The organism is Sandarakinorhabdus sp., from assembly GCF_040398665.1.
In the GTDB taxonomy this organism is placed as follows: Bacteria; Pseudomonadota; Alphaproteobacteria; order Sphingomonadales; family Sphingomonadaceae; genus Sandarakinorhabdus.
This window is the reverse complement of record NZ_JBBATQ010000004.1, coordinates 298,064-318,845: the sequence shown is the minus strand read 5'-3', so window position 1 is coordinate 318,845 and position 20,782 is coordinate 298,064. Positions and strand designations below refer to the sequence as shown.

General features: G+C 63.0%; 31 protein-coding genes. 27 read left to right on the top strand and 4 right to left on the bottom strand.

Annotated elements, in window-relative coordinates:
• Positions 1-63: 63 nt before the first annotated feature.
• Complete coding sequence (locus ABWP22_RS08115; protein ID WP_353199451.1) at positions 64-2,676, top strand: DEAD/DEAH box helicase; 2,613 nt, start codon at positions 64-66, stop codon at positions 2,674-2,676.
• A 199-nt stretch (positions 2,677-2,875) separates the two neighbouring features.
• On the opposite strand, the gene ABWP22_RS08110 is transcribed toward ABWP22_RS08115, so the two are convergent.
• The 4 genes from ABWP22_RS08110 to ABWP22_RS08095 all read right to left on the bottom strand — a co-directional run bounded on the left by ABWP22_RS08110 (position 2,876) and on the right by ABWP22_RS08095 (position 4,119).
• Positions 2,876-3,070 carry a hypothetical protein gene (locus tag ABWP22_RS08110; RefSeq protein ID WP_353199450.1) on the bottom strand — a complete coding sequence of 65 codons (195 nt, stop codon included), beginning with the start codon at positions 3,068-3,070 and terminating at the stop codon, positions 2,876-2,878.
• 54 nt (positions 3,071-3,124) lie between these two features.
• The gene (locus tag ABWP22_RS08105; RefSeq protein WP_353199449.1) at positions 3,125-3,508 is read right to left on the bottom strand and encodes a DUF2442 domain-containing protein; all 384 of its coding nucleotides are present in this window, start codon (positions 3,506-3,508) and stop codon (positions 3,125-3,127) included.
• Positions 3,501-3,749, bottom strand: coding sequence for a DUF4160 domain-containing protein (locus ABWP22_RS08100; protein WP_353199448.1), 249 nt, complete (start codon positions 3,747-3,749; stop codon positions 3,501-3,503). Before ABWP22_RS08100 ends, ABWP22_RS08105 begins: the two co-directional genes overlap by 8 nt.
• A gap of 61 nt (positions 3,750-3,810) precedes the next feature.
• Complete coding sequence (locus ABWP22_RS08095) at positions 3,811-4,119, bottom strand: hypothetical protein (RefSeq protein WP_353199447.1); 309 nt, start codon at positions 4,117-4,119, stop codon at positions 3,811-3,813.
• A gap of 135 nt (positions 4,120-4,254) precedes the next feature.
• Here ABWP22_RS08095 and ABWP22_RS08090 point away from each other — a divergent pair, with 135 nt between their 5' ends.
• The 26 genes from ABWP22_RS08090 (at position 4,255) to rplO (ending at position 20,684) form a co-directional block, all read left to right on the top strand.
• Entirely contained in the window at positions 4,255-6,222 is a 1,968-nt protein-coding gene (locus ABWP22_RS08090; protein ID WP_353199446.1) for a hypothetical protein, read from the top strand.
• A gap of 218 nt (positions 6,223-6,440) precedes the next feature.
• On the top strand, positions 6,441-6,812 hold the full coding sequence (gene rpsL / locus ABWP22_RS08085) for a 30S ribosomal protein S12 (RefSeq protein WP_017666954.1): 372 nt from the start codon (positions 6,441-6,443) through the stop codon (positions 6,810-6,812).
• A 14-nt stretch (positions 6,813-6,826) separates the two neighbouring features.
• A complete protein-coding gene (gene rpsG / locus ABWP22_RS08080; RefSeq protein ID WP_353199445.1) occupies positions 6,827-7,297 on the top strand; it encodes a 30S ribosomal protein S7 in 471 nt (156 codons plus the stop codon).
• Positions 7,298-7,363: 66 nt separating this feature from the next.
• On the top strand, positions 7,364-9,457 hold the full coding sequence (gene fusA, locus ABWP22_RS08075; protein WP_353199444.1) for an elongation factor G: 2,094 nt from the start codon (positions 7,364-7,366) through the stop codon (positions 9,455-9,457).
• A 150-nt stretch (positions 9,458-9,607) separates the two neighbouring features.
• Positions 9,608-10,798: an elongation factor Tu gene (tuf, locus tag ABWP22_RS08070; protein WP_353199443.1), complete on the top strand. Its 1,191-nt coding sequence runs from the start codon at positions 9,608-9,610 to the stop codon at positions 10,796-10,798.
• Between the two features lie 226 nt (positions 10,799-11,024).
• Entirely contained in the window at positions 11,025-11,339 is a 315-nt protein-coding gene (gene rpsJ, locus ABWP22_RS08065; protein WP_017666958.1) for a 30S ribosomal protein S10, read from the top strand.
• A 106-nt stretch (positions 11,340-11,445) separates the two neighbouring features.
• Entirely contained in the window at positions 11,446-12,201 is a 756-nt protein-coding gene (gene rplC, locus ABWP22_RS08060; protein ID WP_353199442.1) for a 50S ribosomal protein L3, read from the top strand.
• Positions 12,202-12,203: 2 nt separating this feature from the next.
• A complete protein-coding gene (gene rplD, locus ABWP22_RS08055; protein ID WP_353199441.1) occupies positions 12,204-12,827 on the top strand; it encodes a 50S ribosomal protein L4 in 624 nt (207 codons plus the stop codon).
• Positions 12,820-13,119 carry a 50S ribosomal protein L23 gene (locus tag ABWP22_RS08050; protein WP_353199440.1) on the top strand — a complete coding sequence of 100 codons (300 nt, stop codon included), beginning with the start codon at positions 12,820-12,822 and terminating at the stop codon, positions 13,117-13,119. The genes rplD and ABWP22_RS08050 overlap by 8 nt, the downstream gene beginning before the upstream one ends.
• Before the next feature lie 16 nt (positions 13,120-13,135).
• Entirely contained in the window at positions 13,136-13,978 is an 843-nt protein-coding gene (rplB, locus tag ABWP22_RS08045; RefSeq protein WP_353199439.1) for a 50S ribosomal protein L2, read from the top strand.
• 6 nt (positions 13,979-13,984) lie between these two features.
• Entirely contained in the window at positions 13,985-14,260 is a 276-nt protein-coding gene (rpsS, locus tag ABWP22_RS08040; RefSeq protein WP_353199438.1) for a 30S ribosomal protein S19, read from the top strand.
• A complete protein-coding gene (gene rplV / locus ABWP22_RS08035) occupies positions 14,260-14,649 on the top strand; it encodes a 50S ribosomal protein L22 (RefSeq protein WP_353199437.1) in 390 nt (129 codons plus the stop codon). The genes rpsS and rplV overlap by 1 nt, the downstream gene beginning before the upstream one ends.
• Complete coding sequence (rpsC, locus tag ABWP22_RS08030) at positions 14,649-15,344, top strand: 30S ribosomal protein S3 (RefSeq protein ID WP_353199436.1); 696 nt, start codon at positions 14,649-14,651, stop codon at positions 15,342-15,344. Before rplV ends, rpsC begins: the two co-directional genes overlap by 1 nt.
• A 13-nt stretch (positions 15,345-15,357) precedes the next feature.
• Positions 15,358-15,786 carry a 50S ribosomal protein L16 gene (gene rplP / locus ABWP22_RS08025; protein WP_353199435.1) on the top strand — a complete coding sequence of 143 codons (429 nt, stop codon included), beginning with the start codon at positions 15,358-15,360 and terminating at the stop codon, positions 15,784-15,786.
• A 5-nt stretch (positions 15,787-15,791) separates the two neighbouring features.
• Positions 15,792-16,004 carry a 50S ribosomal protein L29 gene (rpmC, locus tag ABWP22_RS08020; protein ID WP_353199434.1) on the top strand — a complete coding sequence of 71 codons (213 nt, stop codon included), beginning with the start codon at positions 15,792-15,794 and terminating at the stop codon, positions 16,002-16,004.
• A gap of 3 nt (positions 16,005-16,007) precedes the next feature.
• Positions 16,008-16,244 carry a 30S ribosomal protein S17 gene (gene rpsQ, locus ABWP22_RS08015; protein WP_353199433.1) on the top strand — a complete coding sequence of 79 codons (237 nt, stop codon included), beginning with the start codon at positions 16,008-16,010 and terminating at the stop codon, positions 16,242-16,244.
• 74 nt (positions 16,245-16,318) lie between these two features.
• On the top strand, positions 16,319-16,687 hold the full coding sequence (gene rplN, locus ABWP22_RS08010; RefSeq protein ID WP_353199432.1) for a 50S ribosomal protein L14: 369 nt from the start codon (positions 16,319-16,321) through the stop codon (positions 16,685-16,687).
• On the top strand, positions 16,687-17,007 hold the full coding sequence (rplX, locus tag ABWP22_RS08005; protein WP_353199431.1) for a 50S ribosomal protein L24: 321 nt from the start codon (positions 16,687-16,689) through the stop codon (positions 17,005-17,007). Before rplN ends, rplX begins: the two co-directional genes overlap by 1 nt.
• A complete protein-coding gene (gene rplE / locus ABWP22_RS08000; protein WP_353199430.1) occupies positions 17,000-17,578 on the top strand; it encodes a 50S ribosomal protein L5 in 579 nt (192 codons plus the stop codon). The genes rplX and rplE overlap by 8 nt, the downstream gene beginning before the upstream one ends.
• A gap of 3 nt (positions 17,579-17,581) precedes the next feature.
• On the top strand, positions 17,582-17,887 hold the full coding sequence (gene rpsN, locus ABWP22_RS07995) for a 30S ribosomal protein S14 (protein ID WP_353199429.1): 306 nt from the start codon (positions 17,582-17,584) through the stop codon (positions 17,885-17,887).
• 10 nt (positions 17,888-17,897) lie between these two features.
• Positions 17,898-18,293 carry a 30S ribosomal protein S8 gene (gene rpsH / locus ABWP22_RS07990; RefSeq protein ID WP_353199428.1) on the top strand — a complete coding sequence of 132 codons (396 nt, stop codon included), beginning with the start codon at positions 17,898-17,900 and terminating at the stop codon, positions 18,291-18,293.
• Position 18,294: 1 nt separating this feature from the next.
• Positions 18,295-18,828 carry a 50S ribosomal protein L6 gene (rplF, locus tag ABWP22_RS07985; protein ID WP_353199427.1) on the top strand — a complete coding sequence of 178 codons (534 nt, stop codon included), beginning with the start codon at positions 18,295-18,297 and terminating at the stop codon, positions 18,826-18,828.
• Positions 18,825-19,178, top strand: a complete 354-nt coding sequence (gene rplR / locus ABWP22_RS07980; RefSeq protein ID WP_353199426.1) for a 50S ribosomal protein L18 — start codon at positions 18,825-18,827, stop codon at positions 19,176-19,178. The genes rplF and rplR overlap by 4 nt, the downstream gene beginning before the upstream one ends.
• 1 nt (position 19,179) lies before the next feature.
• Positions 19,180-19,893 carry a 30S ribosomal protein S5 gene (rpsE, locus tag ABWP22_RS07975; RefSeq protein ID WP_353199425.1) on the top strand — a complete coding sequence of 238 codons (714 nt, stop codon included), beginning with the start codon at positions 19,180-19,182 and terminating at the stop codon, positions 19,891-19,893.
• A 23-nt stretch (positions 19,894-19,916) separates the two neighbouring features.
• Entirely contained in the window at positions 19,917-20,099 is a 183-nt protein-coding gene (rpmD, locus tag ABWP22_RS07970) for a 50S ribosomal protein L30 (RefSeq protein ID WP_353199424.1), read from the top strand.
• A gap of 42 nt (positions 20,100-20,141) precedes the next feature.
• Entirely contained in the window at positions 20,142-20,684 is a 543-nt protein-coding gene (gene rplO / locus ABWP22_RS07965; RefSeq protein ID WP_353199423.1) for a 50S ribosomal protein L15, read from the top strand.
• The last annotated feature ends 98 nt before the right edge of the window (positions 20,685-20,782 follow it).

The following is a 20,782-nucleotide window of genomic DNA, read 5'->3' as shown; positions in this document are numbered from 1 at the left end:
TACACTATATCGCCAAAATTGCCAGATTTTTCCATTCTCATCTGGGAAATGTGGGTTAACGGCATGGATGTGGATTTTCCGGTCAGCACGGACGCTTCCGATGTCCGCCGCTTCCTTGAGAGACCGTCGGGCAAGGTCAAGGTTGTTTTCTCAACCTACCAGTCTTCCCCAATCGTGGCGGAAGGAACTCGCGAGCTTGACCCGTTCGACATTGCCGTGTTCGACGAGGCGCACAAAACGACAGGGCCGCAAGCTGGGCTGTTTGCCACCGCATTGCACGATGAGAAAATTAAGATCGAAAAGCGGCTGTTTCTGACCGCAACGCCCAGGCACTACCGGCTTGGCAGCAGGGACAAGGACGGCGACCTCAAGGTCGTCTCGATGGACAACGAGGCCATCTATGGTCCGCGTGCCTACACACTCACTTTCGGCGAGGCGGCTCGCCAAGGCATCATCTGTGACTACAGGGTCATAGTCGCAGTTGTCGAAGGGGCGCAGGTAAACCAGTTTTGCCTACAACACGGGATCACGTTGGTTGATGGCGAGCAGATAGGCGCGTCAAGGGTGGCAAAACAAATTGCCGTTCAAAGGGCTGTTGAAGAAACCGGAGCCAAACGAGCGATCAGCTTCCACAGCCGCGTCTCTCTGGCGAAGGATTTTTCGTCCAACACAGCTCGGGGCATCGGCCAATATCTCGAAGGCTTCTCGACCTTCCATGCGAGCGGTGAGCAGAAGAGCTTTGAGCGCAAGCAAATCCTCAATGCTTTCCGAGATGCCCCAAAGGCGCTCATTACCAATGCGCGGTGCCTGACAGAGGGCATCGACATCCCAGCCGTGGACATGGTGGCCTTCGTTGATCCGCGTAGGAGCAGGGTCGATATCGCTCAGGCTGCAGGCCGGGCCATGCGTAAGCCCCGCAACTCGGACAAGACCGTCGGCTATGTCGTCGTGCCTCTTTTTGTCGAGCGTGACGAAGGCGAAACTATCGAGGCGGCGTTGGAGCGGACCAACTACGTCGACGTAATGGCGGTCTTAAACGCCATGCGGGAGCAGGATGAAGAACTCACCGACATCATTCAACAGTCGAGGCAGGCGTCTGGGCGAGGCGAAATCTTCAATCCAAAGCCACTGGCTGAAAAGGTCCAGATATTAGGTCCAGAGGTCTCTCTGGAGGTTCTTCAAGCCAGCATCTTCACCCAGATCGTGGAGCAGGTAGGCGATAACTGGGATGGTTGGTTTGGGCGGTTACAGGCCTTCAAAGCTCGTGAGGGTCACTGCCGCGTTCCTTCATTATACAAAGAGGGGGATTATAGGCTTGGTCAGTGGGTTAATGCGCAAAGAATAAAATCCGATAAGCTAACTGAAGATCGTCGTCGCCGTTTAGATGTTTTGGGTTTTGTGTGGGGCAACTCCTCTAAGGGACTATGGAATAAAGGCTTTAAGTATCTAGAGGACTTCAAAGCCCGTGAGGGGCACTGCCTAGTTCCGCCAAGCATCTTCTACGGTGCGTTTAGGCTTGGTCAGTGGGTGATCGCCCAAAGAAGGGCGCGTGAGGAGCTGACTGAGGACCGTCGTGCCCGCTTAGACGCTGTCGGCTTTGTGTGGTACGATCATACTGGGCAGGAGGGCTACTTAGCTGACTTGATGCGCCGCCGGGTCGCGCCGTTTGCGTCGGGCGTTTTCGGCGGTCCGTTCCGCAAACTGTGCGATCTGCTGGCTAAGGAGTGGGGCGTTAAAGTGCCGCAGGCAGTGCTGCTGCAAGCATTCAAGGAAGCCGGCTGGGTGGACTGCGGGCGGCTGGCGGCGGCTGACTTCCAGACCAAACGGCACATCTTCGCAGCACCGGACGTTGCTAAGGCAAATTCGAAATCCGATCTTCGCCGGATGGTGGAAAACATTGAAGTGATGGCTCAAACAATGACGCGCGAGGAGCTGACGGAGGTCCGTCGTCCCCGCTCAGACGCCGTCGGCTTTGTGTGGGACGAGCCAACTGAGCTGTGGCGGCCCGAACGCTACCTAGCTGACTTGATACGCCGTCGGGTCGCGCCGTTTGCGTCGGGCGTTGTCGGAGGCCCCTTCCACAAGCTGTGCGATCTGCTGGTCACGGAAGGTAAGGTTCCGGAGGGCGTAAGGGTGCCGCAGGCGACGCTGCTGCACGCATTCAAGGAAGCCGGCTGGGTGGACTGCGGGCGGCTGGCGTCGTCAGACTTCCAGACCAGGCGTCATATCTTCGCAGCCCCGGACGTCGCTAAGGCAAACTCAAAGTCGGAACTGCGTCGCGCTGTCGAAACGATGGAGGTGATGGCTCAAACATGGGCGCGTGAGGAGCTGTCTGTGCAGGGAAGCTACCAAGTTGACCTGATGCGCCCTGAGCAGGAAAGCTACCTAGCTAACCTGATACGCCGTCGGGTCGCGCCGTTTGCGTCTGGCGTTATTGGCGGTCCGTTCCAAAAGCTGTGCGATCTGCTGTTCATGGAAGGTAAGGTTCCGGCAGGCGTAAGGGTGCCGCAGGCGGCGCTGCTGCAGTCATTCAAGGAAGCCGGCTGGGTGGACTGCGGGCGACTGGCGTCGTCTGACTTCCAGACCAAGCGGCATATCTTCGCAGCTCCGGACGTTGCGAGGGTCAATTCGAAATCCGATCTTCGCCGGATGGTGGAAAACATTGATACGACCTGAGCTAAAGTCGAAGGATCTTATCACCAGCCCGCCCTGAAGCAGCGCGGTTGGTGACGGATGGCCGTCGCGATAGCCGCAGCAGGCGGCCAACAGATCGACCGGTGCGCGCATGGGGCGGCCGGCGTGGCGGACCTCGACCGGGCCGATCAGCGCCGGCCCAGGCCGCATATCCCTGATTGGCCACCGCCGCAAAGGCTCTTCAACGCTGCCGCCACACAGTCCAGTTGGTCAGGCAGTCTTTGACCGGTTGCGGCTGCGCTTGCGGACCCTCGACGGTCCAGCATTCTTCAAAGATCGAGCAATAGCAGGCGCGCACCTTGATCTGTTCGCGCACCGCATCGAAGCGATCGACCATCCCGGCGTTGGCGGGTACGGGATTACGGTGACAGTGCACTTAATCCCCTTTAATTGTATCCTGCGGTTGGCAGGCTTTGGGGCAGGGCCGCGTTCAGGCCGGCAACAACGCCTTCCGCGGCCGGCCACCCAGCGCGCCGTTGGCGCGGGAGGCGGCGGCGCGGGCTTCGCGGCGGGACCAGTCCAGTGGCCCGAGAAAGCCTTCGAGCAGCCGGGCGACTGTGAAATAGGCGTCGAGTGCCGGGACGTGCAGGGCGCTGCCGGCACCGGCCACCGCCACGCCCGCCAGTTCGGCGGCGCTGGCATGTTCAAGGCCATGAGCGCGCGCCGGATCGAAGGCGAGTTCGAGGCCAGTATCGAGTTCCACCACGATGCGATGGCGCGCGGCATCGAAGCGCGCTTCCACTGCATGGGGACCGGGCTTATGTTTGCCGCCTTCGCGAAATGCCTTGGCCGTGATGGGCACGAATTCAGCCATGGATACGCCTCCATTCCGCACAACATTCGGTCAGGCGCGCGGCAATTTCCTGACCAAGTTCGTTCAACTGCTTCATGCGCCACGGGCCGTCATGGTCCCAATATTCCACCGGGCCATCCGGGCAGTTCAATCCGAAGCGCGCATCCATGCCCTTGCCATAGGTGTGGACATGCGCAGGCTGGTGATCGTTGGAATTGACCGCGACAACGAAGTTACGGCTGCTGCGGAACACCTGGCCCATGTGGTCGCATTTAGCGCATAACCTAGTTCGTGTCTAGGTTTTATGTCGCTGACAGGGCGAATCAGCGCTGCCGCCACACCGTCCAGTTGGTCGGGCAGGCCTTGATCGGCTGCGGCTTTGCTTGCAGTCCCTCGACGGTCCAGCACTCCTCGAAGATCGAGCAATAGCAGGCGCGCACCTTGATCTGTTCGCGCACCGCATCGAAGCGATCGACCATCCCGGCGTTGGCGGGCACGGCGGGCAGGCTCATGAACAGCACTTCCTCGCCGGGGCGCAGGGCGACGTTGACGATGGGTGATGTGCGCAGCTGCATCGCCTGGCCGTCGCGATAGCCGCAGCAGGCGGCCAACAGTTCGACCGGTGCGCGCATGGGGCGGCCGGCGTGGCGGACCTCGACCGGGCGGATCAGCGCCGGCCCAGGCCGTTGTTGGTGAAGGACAGGTTGATCAGGCGGTGGCCGCCATTCGGCCTTGAACTATCATTGCAGAAATGTAATGTCTTCAGCGTGCAAGTCGTGCTGCGCATCCTGATCATGTTGTGCGCCCTGCTGGCCGTGCCGGCGCGGACCCAGGCCCCTGATGAAATCGTGGTGACCGCCGACGAGCCGTTTGGCGTCTGGCTCAACGGGCACTATGTCTCGCTGGCCATCAGCACGGCCACGGTTGACCATATCGCCCTGAATGATCCGGTGGTGCAGCGGCTCGGCGTTCTGGCGGCCCCGCGGGACAATGTCGGCAATCTGATGATCGGCGGGGTGGTCGCGCTGGTCGGCCGTCATGGCGCTGGCACGGTCGCCATCGCTGATCGCTGGGTGCGCCAGCAACTTTTCTGGTTCCCGACCCTGTCGCCGCTGCCGGAGGAGGGCACGATCGGGCCGTTCGCCATTCCCTACCAGACCGTGGCGTGGGGTGGGGGTGGGGGTGGGGGCGCCGGTGCAGCGCTTGCCTATGCCTGGCCCTTGATCGGCGGGATCAACCAGGCCGCCTATGGCTGGGCGTCGGTGGCGGATCGCAAGTTTGCGCTGGGGGCCGATGTGCGCATGCGCCGGCCCTTGCCGCTGGTCACGGCCTCGACCGGGGCGGACCTGGCCGACGTTCTGGGTGGGCGGCTGGTGGGCGCGCCGTGGCAGGAGGAAATCCTGCTTGGGGTGCGTCGGCCGGTGCGGCGCCTGCAGCTCGATCGGCCGCTGGAGATCGGCCCGCTGAAATTTGATGCAGTGGCCGTGCGGGTGGGCGGAGCGCGCGAAGGATCGATGCGGCTGGCGCGCGGCCAGCAACCCTTGCGCGCCGCCGAGGATGACCCTGCCGAAATGCAGGTGCGCGGTCGCACGGCGGTGCGGCGCGGCGTGGCACGCGTGGTGGTGTTGTCCCGCAATCATCTGGAAGCGGGCGGTTGTATCAGCCTGACGGTGGCCAAGCGGGACCGTGCGTTCATCCTCAACTGCGGGGACGCGCCGGCCCAGGCGAACCGTGCCGACACCGGCCTGGTGCCGTTGCTGCCGGCCCTGCCTGCGCCTGCGTCGCCTCGGGAACCCGCGGTGCAGATCGCCGATGGCTGGGCCGAACTGCCGGTGGACGCGCCAGTATTGGCCCGCATAGCCGGCAACCGCGTCAGCCTGGGCTTGAGCAGCGGCTCATTGGCAGCGGTGCTGCTGAACGAACGCGTGGCGACGCGCCTTGCCGGCAATCTGGCGGGCGTCGCTGGCCGCTTCCTGTATTTCGGCACGGATGTGGCGCCCTTCGTCGGGGGGATCACCGGCGTGCGCGTGGCCAACCGCACCGGGGTAGTGCTGGTGGGCTGGGTGCCGGGCGAACATGTGCTGGAAGCCGATGGCAGTATCGATCTGCTGGCGCTGCCGTTCGATCGGGTCCGCGTGCATCTGCAGGCGCTGCCCGGCACCCCGCTGTCGCTGCCACTGGTGCGCGGCGACCAGTGGGCGGCAGCCGCCGGGCGGGTGAACCTGCCCGGTGTGGGTCGCTTCGAACTGGCAGCAGAGGTGCGCGAACACAGCGAATTGCCCCTGGTCACGGCGCCGCTGGCCGCGGATCTGGCCCGGCAGTACGGCGGCCAGTTGCAGGGTGAAGGCTGGACCGAGCGGCTGGACTATGGCCTGACGCGCCGGGTGCGCCGGCTGGTGCTGGCAAGGCCCCTGGTGATCGGGCCGCTGCGCTTTGCGGCGCTGGCCGTGGAAGTCAGCCCGCGCCGCAGCCGCGCCACCAGGCTGGAACGGGGCCAGATCGCCTTGCCCGATGCCGATGCCGACCCGGCCGAAATCGTGGTGCGTGGCCGCACCGCGGGCGGCGGCGACACCAGCCGGGCGCTGTATCTGTCCCGCACGCAGCTGGACGCGCAACGCTGTGCCACTCTGGCCATCGACAAGCCGGGCAAGCGCTGGGAATTGACCTGTGCGGGGCCGGCGCCGGATGAGCTGGAACCGCTGGTGCGTCCCGCCGGCAATGCCAGCGGCGGTTGACCGCCCGCGCCATTGCGTTTAAGGGCGCGCATCCCTGATTGGCGGCAACGCTGGGCGGGGGTTGCGACAGACGGCACCGTGCGTGGGTGGCCTTCCGGTATCGGAAGGCCTTTTGCGCTTATGTGATGGCAACAGGACATGTTGGCATCAACGGGGCAGGCGCTGGAGTAGGCGGCGGGCCATGGTGGCGCGCACGTCGAAGAGACAGAAGAGAGACGATGCCAACGATCAACCAATTGATCCGCAAGGGTCGCACGCCGCAAAAGGCGCGCAACAAGGTGCCGGCCATGGAGGCCAACCCGCAGAAGCGCGGCGTTTGCACCCGCGTTTACACCACCACCCCCAAGAAGCCGAACTCGGCGCTCCGCAAGGTGGCCAAGATCCGTCTGACCAATGGCTTTGAAGTCATCGGCTACATCCCGGGTGAAGGCCACAACCTGCAAGAGCACAGCGTTGTGCTGATTCGCGGCGGCCGCGTGAAGGATCTTCCCGGCGTGCGCTACCACATCGTGCGCGGTGTGCTGGACACGCAAGGCGTGAAGAACCGCAAGCAGAGCCGGTCGAAATACGGCGCGAAGCGTCCGAAGTAAGGGGGATATAGAAAATGTCACGTCGTCGTCGCCCCGAAAAGCGCGTCATCCTGCCCGATCCCAAATTTGGCGATCAGGTGCTGTCGAAATTCATGAACCTCGTCATGTTGCAGGGCAAGAAGTCGGTGGCTGAATCCATCGTCTATTCCGCCCTGGAAGTGATCGAGACCAAGAGCCGTCGCGAGCCTTTGGGTGTGTTCCACGATGCGCTGGCCAATGTGCGCCCGGGCATCGAAGTGCGCAGCCGCCGCGTTGGTGGTGCCACCTATCAGGTGCCGGTTGAAGTGCGCCCGGAACGTGGTCAGGCCCTGGCCATCCGCTGGATCATTTCGGCCGCGCGCAAGCGCAGCGAGCACACGATGGCCGCGCGGCTGTCGTCGGAACTGATGGACGCTGCCGCCAACCGCGGTTCGGCCGTCAAGAAGCGGGAAGACACGCACCGGATGGCGGAAGCCAACCGCGCCTTCTCGCACTACCGCTGGTAAACCAGTTTCGGCCCGGCGCACCCCGCCGGGCCGCTATTTCCTCATCCTAACCCGAGGCCCCGTCCCATGCCCCGCACTCATCCGCTCGAGCGTTATCGCAACATCGGCATCATGGCCCACATCGATGCCGGCAAGACGACCACGACCGAGCGCATCCTGTATTACACCGGCAAGTCCTACAAGATCGGCGAAGTGCATGAAGGCACCGCGACGATGGACTGGATGGAGCAGGAGCAGGAGCGCGGCATCACCATCACGTCGGCCGCCACGACGTGCTTCTGGCGCGCCGAGGATGGTCTGGGCGAAGATCACCGCATCAACATCATCGACACCCCCGGCCACGTGGATTTCACCATCGAAGTGGAGCGCAGCTTGCGCGTGCTCGATGGTGCCGTGGCCTGCTTCGACGGTGTGGCCGGCGTGGAGCCGCAGTCCGAAACCGTGTGGCGCCAGGCGGACAAGTATCGCGTGCCGCGCATGTGCTTCGTCAACAAGCTCGATCGCACCGGCGCCAATTTCAATCGCTGCGTGCAGATGATCAAGGATCGTCTGGGCGCCCGCCCGGCCGTGCTGTATCTGCCGATCGGTCTGGAAAGCGACTTCGTCGGCCTGGTCGATCTGGTGCAGAACCGCGCCATCGTCTGGCTGGAAGAATCATTGGGCGCCAAGTTCGAATACAAGGACATCCCGGCCGACATGGCCGATGAAGCCGCTGCGGCGCGTTCCGAATTGATCGAAATGGCTGTCGAGCAGGACGACGCGCTGATGGAGGCCTATCTGGAAGGCACCGAGCCGACGACCGCGCAGCTGAAGGCGCTGATCCGCAAGGGCACGCTGAATTTCGATTTCGTGCCGGTTCTGTGCGGTTCGGCGTTCAAGAACAAGGGTGTGCAGCCCTTGCTCGATGCGGTCGTGGATTATCTGCCCAGCCCGCTCGACATTCCGCCGATGCACGGCATCAACCTGAAGGATCAGGACGAAATCCGTGAAGCGTCGGATGACGCGCCGTTCTCGGCGCTGGCCTTCAAGATCATGACCGATCCGTTCGTCGGCACGCTCACCTTCGCGCGCATCTATTCCGGCAAGCTGGAAGCAGCCTCGACGGTGCTGAACAGCGTGAAGGACAAGCGCGAGAAGATCGGCCGCATGCTGCTGATGCACGCCAACAACCGCGAAGACATCAAGGAAGCCCTGGCCGGCGATATCGTCGCGCTGGTCGGCCTGAAGGATGTCACCACCGGGGACACGTTGTGCTCGGCGCTGAAGCCGATCATCCTGGAGCGCATGGAATTCCCCGAGCCGGTGATCGAAGTCGCCGTGGAGCCGAAGACCAAGGCCGACCAGGAAAAAATGGGCATCGCGCTCAACCGCCTGGCGCAGGAAGATCCGTCTTTCCGCGTATCGTCCGACAACGAAAGCGGCCAGACGATCATCAAGGGCATGGGCGAACTGCACCTGGAAATCCTGGTCGATCGCATGCGCCGCGAGTTCAAGGTGGAAGCCAACGTCGGCGCGCCGCAGGTCGCTTATCGTGAATCGCTGGCCCGCAAGGTGGATGTGGATTACACCCACAAGAAGCAGTCGGGCGGCTCGGGCCAGTTCGGGCGCATCAAGTTCACCGTCGAACCCGGCGAGCGCGGTTCGGGTGTGTTGTTCGTCGATGAAGTGAAGGGCGGCAACGTTCCGCGTGAATATATCCCCGCGGTCGAAAAGGGCATCCGCGAAGTGGCTTCGTCGGGGCACCTGATCGGCTTCCCGCTGATCGACTTCAAGGCGACCCTGTATGACGGCGCCTACCATGACGTCGATTCGTCGGCACTTGCGTTCGAAATCACCGGCCGCGGTGGCATGCGTGAAGCGGCTGACAAGGCCGGGATCAAGATCCTGGAACCGGTGATGAAGGTTGAGGTGGTGACGCCCGAAGATTATCTGGGCGACGTCATCGGCGATCTCAACAGCCGTCGCGGCCAGATCCAGGGCACCGACAGCCGTGGCAACGCCCAAGTGGTCGAGGCCATGGTGCCGCTGGCCAACATGTTCGGATATGTGAACAACCTGCGGTCGATGTCGCAGGGGCGTGCGCAATATTCGATGCAATTCAGCCACTATGACGAAGTGCCGTCGAACGTGGCCGAGGAGATCAAGCTCAAGCTGGCTTGATTTTTCGGGAAAGCCGGCTAGTGACCGCGCCTTGCACGGCGCGCTGATTCGGCCGGTGTCCCCCAGACACCACCGCCAAGGCGCTTCCAACGGAAACGTCCGGCATCATTGAACGTCTCACAAATGTGAGCAAGGAAGAAGGTTACGGCCATGGGCAAAGCAAAGTTCGAGCGGAACAAGCCGCACTGCAACATCGGGACCATCGGTCACGTCGACCATGGCAAGACCTCGCTGACCGCCGCCATCACCAAGGTGCTGGCCGAAACCGGTGGCGCCACCTTCACTGCCTATGACCAGATCGACAAGGCCCCGGAAGAGCGTGAGCGCGGCATCACCATCTCGACCGCGCACGTCGAGTATGAAACCGTGAACCGTCACTATGCCCACGTCGATTGCCCCGGCCACGCCGATTATGTGAAGAACATGATCACCGGCGCCGCGCAGATGGACGGCGCCATCCTGGTGGTGTCGGCCACCGATGGCCCGATGCCGCAGACCAAGGAGCATATCCTGCTCGCCAAGCAGGTCGGCGTGCCGCAGATGGTCGTGTTCATGAACAAGGTCGATCTGGTTGACGATCCGGAAATCCTGGAACTCGTCGAGCTGGAAATCCGCGAGCTGCTGTCCAAGTATGATTTCGACGGTGACAACATCCCGATCATCGCCGGTTCGGCCGTGAAGGCGCTGGATGGCACCAACGAAGAGATCGGCCGCGCGGCCGTGCTCAAGCTGATGGCCGCCGTTGACGAGTGGATCCCGCAGCCGGAGCGTCCGCTGGACAAGCCGTTCCTGATGCCGATCGAAGACGTGTTCTCGATCTCGGGCCGTGGCACCGTGGTCACCGGCCGTGTGGAAACCGGCATCGTCAAGGTTGGCGAAGAACTGGAAATCGTTGGCATCAACGACACCCGCAAGACGGTGTGCACCGGCGTCGAAATGTTCCGCAAGCTGCTCGACCAGGGCCAGGCTGGCGACAACATCGGTGCGCTGCTGCGCGGCGTGGGCCGTGAAGAAGTCGAGCGCGGCCAGGTGCTGTGCAAGCCCGGCTCCATCAAGCCGCACACCGAGTTCACCGCCGAAGTCTATGTGCTGTCGAAGGATGAAGGTGGCCGTCACACGCCGTTCTTCGCCAACTACCGCCCGCAGTTCTATTTCCGCACCACCGATGTCACCGGCACCGTTGAGCTGCCGGAAGGCACCGAAATGGTGATGCCCGGCGACAACGTGCAGCTGAAGGTCAAGCTGATCGCCCCGATCGCCATGGAACAGGGCCTGCGCTTCGCCATTCGCGAAGGCGGCCGTACCGTCGGCGCCGGCGTGGTTGCATCGATCATCAAGTGAGTGTAGAGGGCCGTTTCCCTAGGGAAACGGCCCTGATTCGTTGACGCGCAATCGTTGCTGCGTCAGCCCGGATCGGAGCCTCGACTGGATCAGACCAGCCTGGTTCTGAAAGCCCGGGGACAGAGTTTCAAGCGGCCGGTGCAACCCCGACCTTCCGATCGGGGTTGCACCGGTCCGCGTTTTTTTCCGTGCCGCAAGGCAGGGCTGTTTGAACAAGATTGGTATCATGGACGCACAGAACATCCGCATTCGCCTGAAGGCTTTTGACCATCGTGTGCTCGATCTGGCCACGGGTGAGATTGCCGACACTGCAAAGCGGACGGGTGCTGCGATCCGTGGTCCGATTCCGCTGCCGACGCGCTTCGAGAAGTTCACCGTGAACCGCTCGCCGCATGTCGACAAGAAGAGCCGTGAACAGTTCGAGGTGCGCACCTACAAGCGTCTTCTCGACATTGTTGACCCGACCCCGCAGACGGTGGACGCGCTGATGAAGCTCGATCTGGCCGCCGGCGTGGACGTGGAAATCAAACTCGGCAAGTAACCACCCGACCAAATACGCGGAGCGACTTTGGAAGGGTCACGCCCCATCCCGGTGCAAGCCGGGAACCTGGAAACAGGAGTTGGGCCTCTGATGAAAGGAATTGATCATGCGCACAGGCGTGATCGCGAAGAAAATGGGGATGACGCGGATCTTCCGCGACGACGGCCGGCACGTGCCCGTAACCGTTCTCGCCCTCGAGAATAACCAGGTCATCGCGGTGAAGACCGACGAGACCGATGGCTACACGGCCGTGCAGCTTGGCGCCGGCACGAAGAAGGCCAAGAACACCACCAAGCCGGAGCGCGGCCATTTCGGCAAGGCCGAAGTGGAGCCCAAGGCCAAGGTCGCCGAATTCCGTGTGGCCGATGATGCCGTGCTGGAAACCGGTGCCACCATCAGCGCCGATCACTTCATTCCGGGCCAGCTGGTCGATGTCACGGGCATCACCCAGGGCAAGGGCTTTGCCGGCGTCATGAAGCGCTGGAACTTCGGCGGTCTGCGCGCCACCCACGGTGTCTCCGTGTCCCACCGCTCGCACGGTTCGACTGGCCAGCGCCAGGACCCGGGCAAGGTGTTCAAGGGCAAGAAGATGGCCGGGCACATGGGCGCTAAGCAGCGCACCCAGCAAAATCTTGAAATCGTTTCGACCGACGTCGAGCGCGGTCTGTTGTTCGTGATGGGCTCGGTGCCCGGATCGAAGGGCGGCTGGCTGCTCGTCAAGGACGCCGTGAAGGTGCCGCGCAAGGCCGACGTGCCGTATCCGGCGTCGCTGCGTGTGGTCGCCAACGATGTCGCCAACGATGCCGCTCCGGTCGAGGCTGATGCCGCACCGGTCGCTGCTGACGAAACCACGGAGTCCTGATCATGAAGATTCAGGTAACAACCCTGACCGCGGCTGATGCCGGCGAGTTGGAACTGTCGGACGCCGTGTTCGGCAAGGAGCCGCGGCTCGATATCCTGCACCGTGTGGTGACCTGGCAGCTTGAAAAGCGCCGTGGTACCGCCCGCAAGGCACGGGAACGCAGCGAAGTTGCGCGCACTGGCAAGAAGCTGGGCAACCAGAAGGGCGGCGGTCGGGCCCGTCACGGCAACCGCGCTGCGCCGCAGTTCATCGGCGGCGGCAAGGCCCATGGTCCGCGCAAGCGTGATTTCGATCCGTCGCTGAACAAGAAGATCCGCCGCCTCGGCCTGGCCACCGCGCTTTCGGTGAAGGCCCAGGAAGGCAAGCTGATCGTGGTCGAAGACCTCAATCTGGGTGAAGCCAAGACCAAGGCCTTCATCGCATCGATGAGCGCCCTGGGCATCACGTCCGGCCTGTTCATCGATGGTGCGGCTGTGGACACCGGGTTTGCGCGGGCTTCGGCCAATGTGCCCCACATCGACGTGCTGCCGGCGATCGGCGCCAACGTCTATGACATCCTCAATCACGACACGCTGGTGCTGACCCGCGCTGCCGTTTCGGCACTGGAGGCCCGGGTCAATGGCTAACATCGACATCAAGCATTACGACGTGGTCGTGAAGCCGGTGATCACCGAAAAGTCGACCCTGGTGTCCGAGTACAACCAGGTTGTCTTTCAGGTCGCCCGCGATGCCACCAAGCCGCAGATCAAGGCCGCCATCGAAGCGCTGTACGGCGTGAAGGTGCTGGCCGTGAACACCCTGGTTGCCAAAGGCAAGACCAAGCGGTGGCGCGGCCAGGAATATCGCCGGTCGGACGTGAAAAAGGCCGTCGTGACGGTCGCCGATGGCGATCGCATCGATGTGACCACCAGCATCTGAGGGCGGGAACTTAGCAATGGCACTCAAGAGCTATAATCCGACCAGCCCGGGCCAGCGTGGCCTGATCCTGGTCGATCGTTCGGCCCTGTTCAAGGGCCGGCCGCTGAAGACTCTCACCGAAGGTCTGAAGAAGACCGGCGGCCGCAACAACAAGGGCCACGCCACGGCGCGCGGCATTGGTGGCGGTCACAAGCGCCTGTATCGCGTCGTCGATTTCAAGCGCCGCCTGTGGGACGTTGCCGCGACCGTGGAACGGCTGGAGTATGACCCCAATCGTTCGGCGTTCATCGCACTGGTGAAATATGCCGACAAGGAAGGCACCCAGGCCTATATCATCGCGCCGCAGCGCCTGAACGTTGGTGACAGCGTGATCGCCGGCAAGAAGGTCGACGTGAAGCCGGGCAATGCCATGGAAATCGGCCAGATGCCGGTTGGCACCATTGTCCACAATGTCGAGCTGAAGCCCGGCAAGGGTGGCCAGATGGCGCGCGCCGCCGGCACGTTCGTCCAGGTGGTGGGCCGCGACAAGGGCATGGTGATCATCCGTCTGAACAGCGGTGAACAGCGTTACGTGCGTTCCGAATGCATGGCGACGGTTGGCGCGGTGTCGAACCCCGACAACAGCAACCAGAACCTCGGCAAGGCCGGCCGCAATCGCTGGCTGGGCTATCGTCCGCTGACCCGCGGTGTGGCCAAGAACCCGGTCGATCACCCGCACGGCGGTGGTGAAGGTCGTACGTCCGGTGGTCGTCACCCGGTGACGCCATGGGGCAAGCCGACCAAGGGCATGAAGACGCGTTCGAACAAGGCGACGGATCACATGATCATCCGGTCGCGCCACGCCAAGAAGAAGAGGTAAGCGCGCATGAGCCGCTCCGTCTGGAAGGGTCCCTTCGTGGACCTGTCATTGCTGAAGAAAGCCGAAACCGCGCAGGCTTCGGGGGTGCGTTCGCCGATCAAGACCTGGTCGCGCCGCTCCACCATCCTGCCGCAGTTCGTCGGGCTGACCTTCAGCGTCTACAACGGCAAGAAGCACATCCCGGTCATGGTCAATGAAGACATGGTCGGCATGAAGCTTGGTGAATTTGCGCCGACGCGCTTCTTCCCCGGCCACGCTGCTGACAAGAAGGGCAAGCGCTGATGTCCAAGCCCAAGTCCCCCCGCAAGGTTGGCGACCGCGAGGCGCTGGCCATTGCCACCACCATTCGCGGTTCGGCCTACAAGCTGAATCTGGTTGCCGGCCTGATCCGTGGCCGCAAGGCCGCCGACGCGCTCAACATCCTCACCTTCTCCAGCAAGGCGATGGCGGTTGATGTGCGCAAGGTGCTGGCTTCGGCCGTCGCCAATGCCGAAAACAACCATAATCTCGATGTTGATGCGCTTTATGTGAAGGAAGCCAGCGTCGGCAAGGCGATCAGCATGAAGCGGTTCACGCCGCGTGCCCGCGGCCGCGCCGCATCGATCACCAAGCCGTTCAGCCGCCTGCGCGTTGTCGTGCGCGAGATGGACGAAAGCGGGAGCGCCGAATAATGGGTCACAAAACCTCCCCCATTGGTCTGCGCCTGCAGATCAACCGCACCTGGGACAGCCGCTGGTTCGCCAAGGGCGCCGAATATGGCAATCTGCTGCTGGAAGATCTGCGCATCCGCGAGTTCATCCTGAAGCATCACGCCCAGGCCGCAATTTCCAAGGTGGTGATCGAGCGTCCGGCCAAGCTGGCCCGCGTGTCGATCTTTGCCGCGCGCCCCGGCGTGATCATCGGCAAGAAGGGCGCTGACATCGAGAAGCTGAAGAAGCAGATCGGTCAGATGACCCGCAGCGATGTCAGCTTGAACATCGTCGAAATCCGCAAGCCGGAAATCGATGCCAAGCTGGTGGCCGCCGGTGTTGCCGATCAGCTGGAGCGCCGCATCGCCTTCCGCCGTGCCATGAAGCGCGCCGTGCAATCGGCGCTGCGTCTGGGCGCCGAAGGCATCAAGATCACCTGCTCGGGTCGTCTGGGCGGTGCCGAAATCGCCCGCATCGAATGGTATCGCGAAGGCCGGGTGCCGTTGCACACGCTGCGCGGCAACGTCGATTATGCCGAACACCAGGCCCATACCGCCTATGGCGTGTGCGGTGTGAAGGTGTGGATTTTCAAGGGTGAAATCCTTGGCCACGATCCGATGGCCCAGGATCGCCTGATGATGGAAGCCCAGACCTCTGGCGTCCGTCCGGCGCGCTGAGGAGTAGTCAGACATGTTGTCCCCCAAGCGCACAAAATTCCGCAAGGCCTTCAAGGGCCGCATCCATGGCACGGCCAAGGGCGGTACCGCGTTGAACTTCGGCGCCTTCGGCCTGAAGGCCATGGAACCGGAGCGGATCACCGCCCGCCAGATCGAAGCGGCCCGCCGCGCGATTTCGCGTCACATCAAGCGTCAGGGACGCTTGTGGATCCGCATTTTCCCGGATCTGCCGGTGTCGTCCAAGCCTGCCGAAGTCCGCATGGGTTCCGGCAAGGGTTCGCCCGAATATTGGGTGGCGCGCGTCAAGCCGGGCCGCATCATGTTCGAACTTGATGGCGTGCCGCACGATGTGGCCGCCGGTGCCTTCGAGCGCGCGGCAGCCAAGCTGCCGATCAAGACCAAGATGGTGGTGCGCCTCGGCGAACCGACCGGCCAGGATTGAGAGCCATGGGAAACAAGATTTTCGCTGATCTGAAGATTGCATCCGACGATCAACTCGCCACCCGGCTTTCCGAGCTGAAGCGCGAGCAGTTCAACCTGCGGTTCCAGGCGGCCACCGGCCAGCTGGAGCGGCCGGGCCGGGTGCGCGAAGTACGCCGCACCATCGCTCGCATCAAGACCCTGCAATCAGGCCGCAAGGCCGTGCAGGCGGGAGCATAAGAGATGCCGAAACGTGTATTGCAGGGCACCGTGGTGTCCGACAAGGGTGACAAGACGGTCGTCGTGCTGGTGGAGCGCAAGGTTGCGCACCCGGTGTACGGTAAGATCATCCGTCGCTCGAAGAAGTATCACGCCCACGATGAGGGCAATGTGATCAAGGCCGGTGATACGGTGCGCATCGAAGAATGCGCGCCAATGTCCAAGCTGAAGACGTGGACCGTACTCGAGAAGGTTGGCTGAGCCAGTCCTTTCGGGATTTTCAAGAGGCGTCTGCCGGTCGGAATCGGCAGACTTATGAGTGAAGGATCGAAAACATGATCCAGATGCAGACGAACCTCGATGTGGCGGACAACAGCGGCGCCAAGCGGGTGATGTGCATCAAGGTCCTGGGCGGCTCCAAGCGTCGCTTTGCCGGCGTGGGCGACATCATTGTCGTGTCGGTGAAGGAAGCGCAGCCCAAGGGCAAGGTGAAGAAGGGTGATGTGCATCGCGCTGTCGTGGTGCGCACCGCCAAGGACATCCGCCGCGCCGATGGCTCGGTGATCCGTTTTGACAGCAATGCTGCCGTGTTGATCAACAAGAACGAGGAGCCGATCGGCACCCGTATCTTTGGCCCCGTGGTGCGCGAGCTGCGCGCATCGGGCCACATGAAGATCATCAGCTTGGCGCCGGAGGTGCTGTAATGAGTGCTGCGAAGATCAAGAAGGGTGACACGGTCATCGTCCTGTCCGGCAAGGACAAGGGCAAGGAAGGCACCGTGACCCGCAACCTGCCGCGCGATGGCAAGCTGGTGGTGTCGGGTGTCAACCTGATCACCCGCCACAACAAGCCGACGCAGGCGAACCCCAATGGCGGCATCGAGCGCATCGAAGCGCCGATGGCGGCCTGCAAGGTGGCGATCAAGGACCCGACCACGGGCCAGCCGACCCGCGTCGGTTTCGAAATGATCGACGGCAAGAAGGTGCGCGTCGCCAAGAAGTCGGGAGCCCGGATCGATGGCTGATAATCCCACACCGCGCATGCAGACGCTGTACAACGACAGCATCCGCGCGAAGATGACCGAGTTGTTCGGCTACAAGAACGTCATGGAAGTTCCGCGCGTCGACAAGATCGTGCTGAACATGGGCGTTGGCGAGGCCACGCAGGACAAGAAGAAGGTCGAGCAGGCCGCCGGTGAAATGGCGCTGATCGCCGGGCAGCGCCCGGTCATCTGCCGCGCCAAGAAGTCCGTCGCGCAGTTCAAGCTGCGTGAAGGCATGCCGATCGGCTGCAAGGTCACGCTGCGTCGCGATCGCATGTATGATTTCCTGGACCGCTTCGTCACGATCGCGCTGCCGCGCGTTCGCGATTTCCGTGGCCTGTCCGCCAAGTCGTTCGATGGCCGGGGCAATTATGCCTGCGGTATCAAGGAACAGCTGATCTTCCCGGAAATCAACTATGACCGGATCGAGAAGATCCGCGGCATGGACATCATCGTGACGACCACCGCGAAGACCGACGAGGAAGCGCGTGCGCTGCTCGCGCTCTTCGGGTTCCCGTTCATTGGCTACACTCTTGAAAAGCAGGCGGCCTGAACCATGGCAAAGCTGTCGATGATCAACAAGAACGAGAACCGCAAGGCGCTCGTGGTGAAATATGCCGGCAAGTTCGCCGTGCTGAAGGCGATTGCTGCCGACAAGAGCCGTCCCGATGAGGAACGGTTGATGGCGCGCCTGAAGATGGCGGAACTGCCGCGCAACGCGAACCCGACCCGGGTGCGCAACCGTTGCGAACTCACCGGGCGCCCGCGCGCCTATTACCGCAAGTTCAAGCTTTCGCGCATCATGCTGCGGGAACTGGCCAACAAGGGCCTGATCCCCGGTGTGACCAAGTCGAGCTGGTAAGGATAGACCCATGTCAATGTCTGATCCTCTGGGCGACATGCTCACCCGGATCCGCAACGGCCAGCAGGCCCGCAAGGATTCGATTCTCACCCCTGCATCCCGGCTGCGTGCCCGGGTGCTGGATGTGTTGCAGCGCGAAGGCTATATTCGCGGCTATTCGTCGGTGCTCAATGGCGTGCACCAGAATCTGCGCATCGACCTGAAATATTTTGAAGGTCGTCCCGCCATCCAGCATGTTGCCCGCGTGTCGAAGCCCGGCCGCCGCGTTTACAGCGGCGCCACCGAGCTGCCGCGCGTCCGCAACGGGCTGGGCATTGTCATCGTTTCGACGCCTCAGGGCGTTCTGTCGGACGCGGAAGCGCGCGACAAGAACGTCGGCGGCGAAATCCTCTGCCAGGTGTTCTGATATGTCGCGCATCGGAAAAAAGGCCGTTGCCATTCCGGCCGGCGTCACCGCCACCATCAACGACCGCATATTGTCGGTGAAGGGTCCCAAGGGCGAGATGTCGATGCCGCTGGTCGACGACATCAGCTACACCATCGATGCCGGCCTGATCGCCGTGCAGCCGGCCAGCGACACCAAGCGCGCCCGTGCCTTCTGGGGCATGCAGCGCACACTGGTTTCCAATCTGGTGACCGGGGTGACCGAGGGTTTCACCAAGGTGCTGTTGATCACCGGGGTCGGCTATCGCGCGTCGGTGCAGGGGGCGAACCTGAAATTGCAGCTTGGCTACAGCCACGATGTCGATTTCGCCATCCCCGAAGGCATCACGATCAAGACGCCTGATCAGACCACGGTGGAAATCAGCGGGTCCGACAAGCAGCGTGTTGGCCAGGTCGCCGCCGAGATCCGCCGCTGGCGCAAGCCGGAGCCGTACAAGGGCAAGGGCATCAAGTATCGCGGCGAGTTTATCTTCCGCAAGGAAGGGAAGAAGAAATGAGCAAGCTCACCCCCTTCAACCAGCGCCGGCGCCGTGTGCGCACCGCCATCCGCCTCAAGAGCGGTGGTCGGCCGCGCCTGTCGATCCATCGTTCGTCGCAGCACATCTATGCGCAGGTCATCGACGACGACAAGGGCATCACCCTTGCCGCCGCATCGAGCCTGGAAAAGGACGTGCGCGATGTATCGGGTGCGACGATGGCTGCCGCTGCCGACGTCGGCAAGCGCCTGGCCGAGCGGGCCAAGGCGGCCGGCGTGTCGGCTGTGGTGTTCGATCGTGGCGGTTTCCTGTTCCATGGCCGCGTGAAAGCCCTGGCCGATGGCGCCCGCGAAGGCGGGCTGGAGTTCTGAGATGGCTGATGAAATCGAAGTGAGCGGCGCAGCGCCGGAAGCCGAAAACCGCGGTCGCGGCAATCGTGGACGCGGTGGCCCCGGTGGCGGCGGTGATCGTGGCCGTGGTGGCGGTGATCGTCGTGGCGGCCCGAACGACCGCAACAAGCGCGGCCGTGACAACAATGGCGAACCGCCGGGCGAAGAGCTGATCGAAAAGCTCGTGCACATCAACCGCGTGTCGAAGACCGTGAAGGGCGGCAAGCGCTTCGGCTTTGCGGCACTGGTCGTCGTCGGTGATGGCAAGGGCCGGGTTGGTTTCGGCCATGGCAAGGCGCGCGAAGTGCCGGAAGCCATCGCCAAGGCGACGGCGGCCGCCAAGAAGGCGATGATCCGCGTGTCGCTGCGCGATGGCCGCACCCTGCACCATGATGGCTACGGCCATTTCGGCGCCGGCAAGGTCTATGTGCGGTCGGCGACGCAGGGGACCGGCATCATCGCCGGTGGCCCGATGCGTGCGGTGTTCGAATCGCTGGGTGTGGCCGACGTGGTCACCAAGTCGGTGGGCACCAATAACCCGTACAACATGATCCGTGCCACCTTTGCGGCGCTGTCCGGCCAGGTCAGCCCGAAGAGCGTCGCCCAGCGCCGCGGCAAGAAGGTGGTGGATCTGCTGGCACGGCGCGGCGATGTTTCGGCCAAGACGGCTGAAGCTGACGCTGAAGCAATTGCCTGAGCAGGGGCTTGAGGAACAACACCATGGCCAAAGTGAAAGTCACCCAGATCGGTTCGCCGATCCGCCGCACGCCGGTTCAGGAAAAGAACCTGATCGGCCTGGGTCTCAACAAGATGCATCGTTCGCGCGAGCACACCGACACGCCGGAAATCCGCGGCATGATCAAGCGCGTGGCGCATCTGTTGAAGGTCGAAGAACTGGCGTAACTGCCACATTATCAAGCGCGTAAGCGAAAGCGAGTGCATCACATGACGACGAAACTCAGCGACCTTCACGACAATCCCGGCGCCCGCAAGAAGCGCGTGCGCGTCGGCCGCGGCATCGGTTCCGGTGTCGGCAAGACCGCCGGTCGCGGCCAGAAGGGCCAGACCAGCCGCTCGGGTGTGGCGATCAAGGGCTTTGAAGGCGGCCAGATGCCGCTCCACATGCGCATCCCGAAGCGTGGCTTCAACAATATCTTCCGCAAGGATTATGCCGTGCTCAATCTGGGCACGCTGCAGTCGGCGATCGATGCCGGCCGCATCGATGCCGGCCAGTTGATCGACGCGCAGGCGCTGGTTGATGGCGGCGTCATCACCCATGCCCGCGACGGTGTGCGCCTGCTTGGCGTCGGCACGTTGACGGCCAAGGTCACGCTCAAGCTGGCCGGTGCTTCGGCCACGGCCAAGGCCGCTGTTGAAGCCGCCGGTGGCAGCATCGAAGTGCCGCCGCCGCCGCCGGAGCCGCTGACCAGGGACGAGCAGAAGGCGGCCCGCGCTGCCGCTCGCGCTGCCAAGGCGGCCGGCAAGTAAGCTTTGCATTCGGGTCAACGGACCCCATGGCAATTGCGCCGCGTGTCGCCTACATGGAACGGGCACGCGGCGCTTTGCCGTTCTGGACCAGCATGATC

Excerpts from the sequence above, each read along its gene's own strand:
- rplD (WP_353199441.1), top strand. The coding sequence starts at position 12,204 with ATGAAGATTCAGGTAACAACCCTGACCGCGGCTGATGCCGGCGAGTTG.
- rpsQ (WP_353199433.1), top strand. The coding sequence starts at position 16,008 with ATGCCGAAACGTGTATTGCAGGGCACCGTGGTGTCCGACAAGGGTGAC.
- rpsJ (WP_017666958.1), top strand. The coding sequence starts at position 11,025 with ATGGACGCACAGAACATCCGCATTCGCCTGAAGGCTTTTGACCATCGT.
- tuf (WP_353199443.1), top strand. The coding sequence starts at position 9,608 with ATGGGCAAAGCAAAGTTCGAGCGGAACAAGCCGCACTGCAACATCGGG.
- rpsE (WP_353199425.1), top strand. The coding sequence starts at position 19,180 with ATGGCTGATGAAATCGAAGTGAGCGGCGCAGCGCCGGAAGCCGAAAAC.
- rpsN (WP_353199429.1), top strand. The coding sequence starts at position 17,582 with ATGGCAAAGCTGTCGATGATCAACAAGAACGAGAACCGCAAGGCGCTC.
- rplB (WP_353199439.1), top strand. The coding sequence starts at position 13,136 with ATGGCACTCAAGAGCTATAATCCGACCAGCCCGGGCCAGCGTGGCCTG.
- rplP (WP_353199435.1), top strand. The coding sequence starts at position 15,358 with ATGTTGTCCCCCAAGCGCACAAAATTCCGCAAGGCCTTCAAGGGCCGC.
- rplX (WP_353199431.1), top strand. The coding sequence starts at position 16,687 with ATGAGTGCTGCGAAGATCAAGAAGGGTGACACGGTCATCGTCCTGTCC.
- rpsL (WP_017666954.1), top strand. The coding sequence starts at position 6,441 with ATGCCAACGATCAACCAATTGATCCGCAAGGGTCGCACGCCGCAAAAG.
- rpmC (WP_353199434.1), top strand. The coding sequence starts at position 15,792 with ATGGGAAACAAGATTTTCGCTGATCTGAAGATTGCATCCGACGATCAA.
- rpsG (WP_353199445.1), top strand. The coding sequence starts at position 6,827 with ATGTCACGTCGTCGTCGCCCCGAAAAGCGCGTCATCCTGCCCGATCCC.
- ABWP22_RS08050 (WP_353199440.1), top strand. The coding sequence starts at position 12,820 with ATGGCTAACATCGACATCAAGCATTACGACGTGGTCGTGAAGCCGGTG.
- fusA (WP_353199444.1), top strand. The coding sequence starts at position 7,364 with ATGCCCCGCACTCATCCGCTCGAGCGTTATCGCAACATCGGCATCATG.
- ABWP22_RS08115 (WP_353199451.1), top strand. The coding sequence starts at position 64 with ATGGATGTGGATTTTCCGGTCAGCACGGACGCTTCCGATGTCCGCCGC.
- rpmD (WP_353199424.1), top strand. The coding sequence starts at position 19,917 with ATGGCCAAAGTGAAAGTCACCCAGATCGGTTCGCCGATCCGCCGCACG.
- rplF (WP_353199427.1), top strand. The coding sequence starts at position 18,295 with ATGTCGCGCATCGGAAAAAAGGCCGTTGCCATTCCGGCCGGCGTCACC.
- ABWP22_RS08105 (WP_353199449.1), bottom strand. The coding sequence starts at position 3,508 with ATGGCTGAATTCGTGCCCATCACGGCCAAGGCATTTCGCGAAGGCGGC.
- rplV (WP_353199437.1), top strand. The coding sequence starts at position 14,260 with ATGTCCAAGCCCAAGTCCCCCCGCAAGGTTGGCGACCGCGAGGCGCTG.
- ABWP22_RS08100 (WP_353199448.1), bottom strand. The coding sequence starts at position 3,749 with ATGGGCCAGGTGTTCCGCAGCAGCCGTAACTTCGTTGTCGCGGTCAAT.
- rplE (WP_353199430.1), top strand. The coding sequence starts at position 17,000 with ATGGCTGATAATCCCACACCGCGCATGCAGACGCTGTACAACGACAGC.
- rpsC (WP_353199436.1), top strand. The coding sequence starts at position 14,649 with ATGGGTCACAAAACCTCCCCCATTGGTCTGCGCCTGCAGATCAACCGC.
- rplC (WP_353199442.1), top strand. The coding sequence starts at position 11,446 with ATGCGCACAGGCGTGATCGCGAAGAAAATGGGGATGACGCGGATCTTC.
- rplO (WP_353199423.1), top strand. The coding sequence starts at position 20,142 with ATGACGACGAAACTCAGCGACCTTCACGACAATCCCGGCGCCCGCAAG.
- rpsS (WP_353199438.1), top strand. The coding sequence starts at position 13,985 with ATGAGCCGCTCCGTCTGGAAGGGTCCCTTCGTGGACCTGTCATTGCTG.
- rplN (WP_353199432.1), top strand. The coding sequence starts at position 16,319 with ATGATCCAGATGCAGACGAACCTCGATGTGGCGGACAACAGCGGCGCC.
- rpsH (WP_353199428.1), top strand. The coding sequence starts at position 17,898 with ATGTCAATGTCTGATCCTCTGGGCGACATGCTCACCCGGATCCGCAAC.
- ABWP22_RS08095 (WP_353199447.1), bottom strand. The coding sequence starts at position 4,119 with ATGCGCGCACCGGTCGAACTGTTGGCCGCCTGCTGCGGCTATCGCGAC.
- rplR (WP_353199426.1), top strand. The coding sequence starts at position 18,825 with ATGAGCAAGCTCACCCCCTTCAACCAGCGCCGGCGCCGTGTGCGCACC.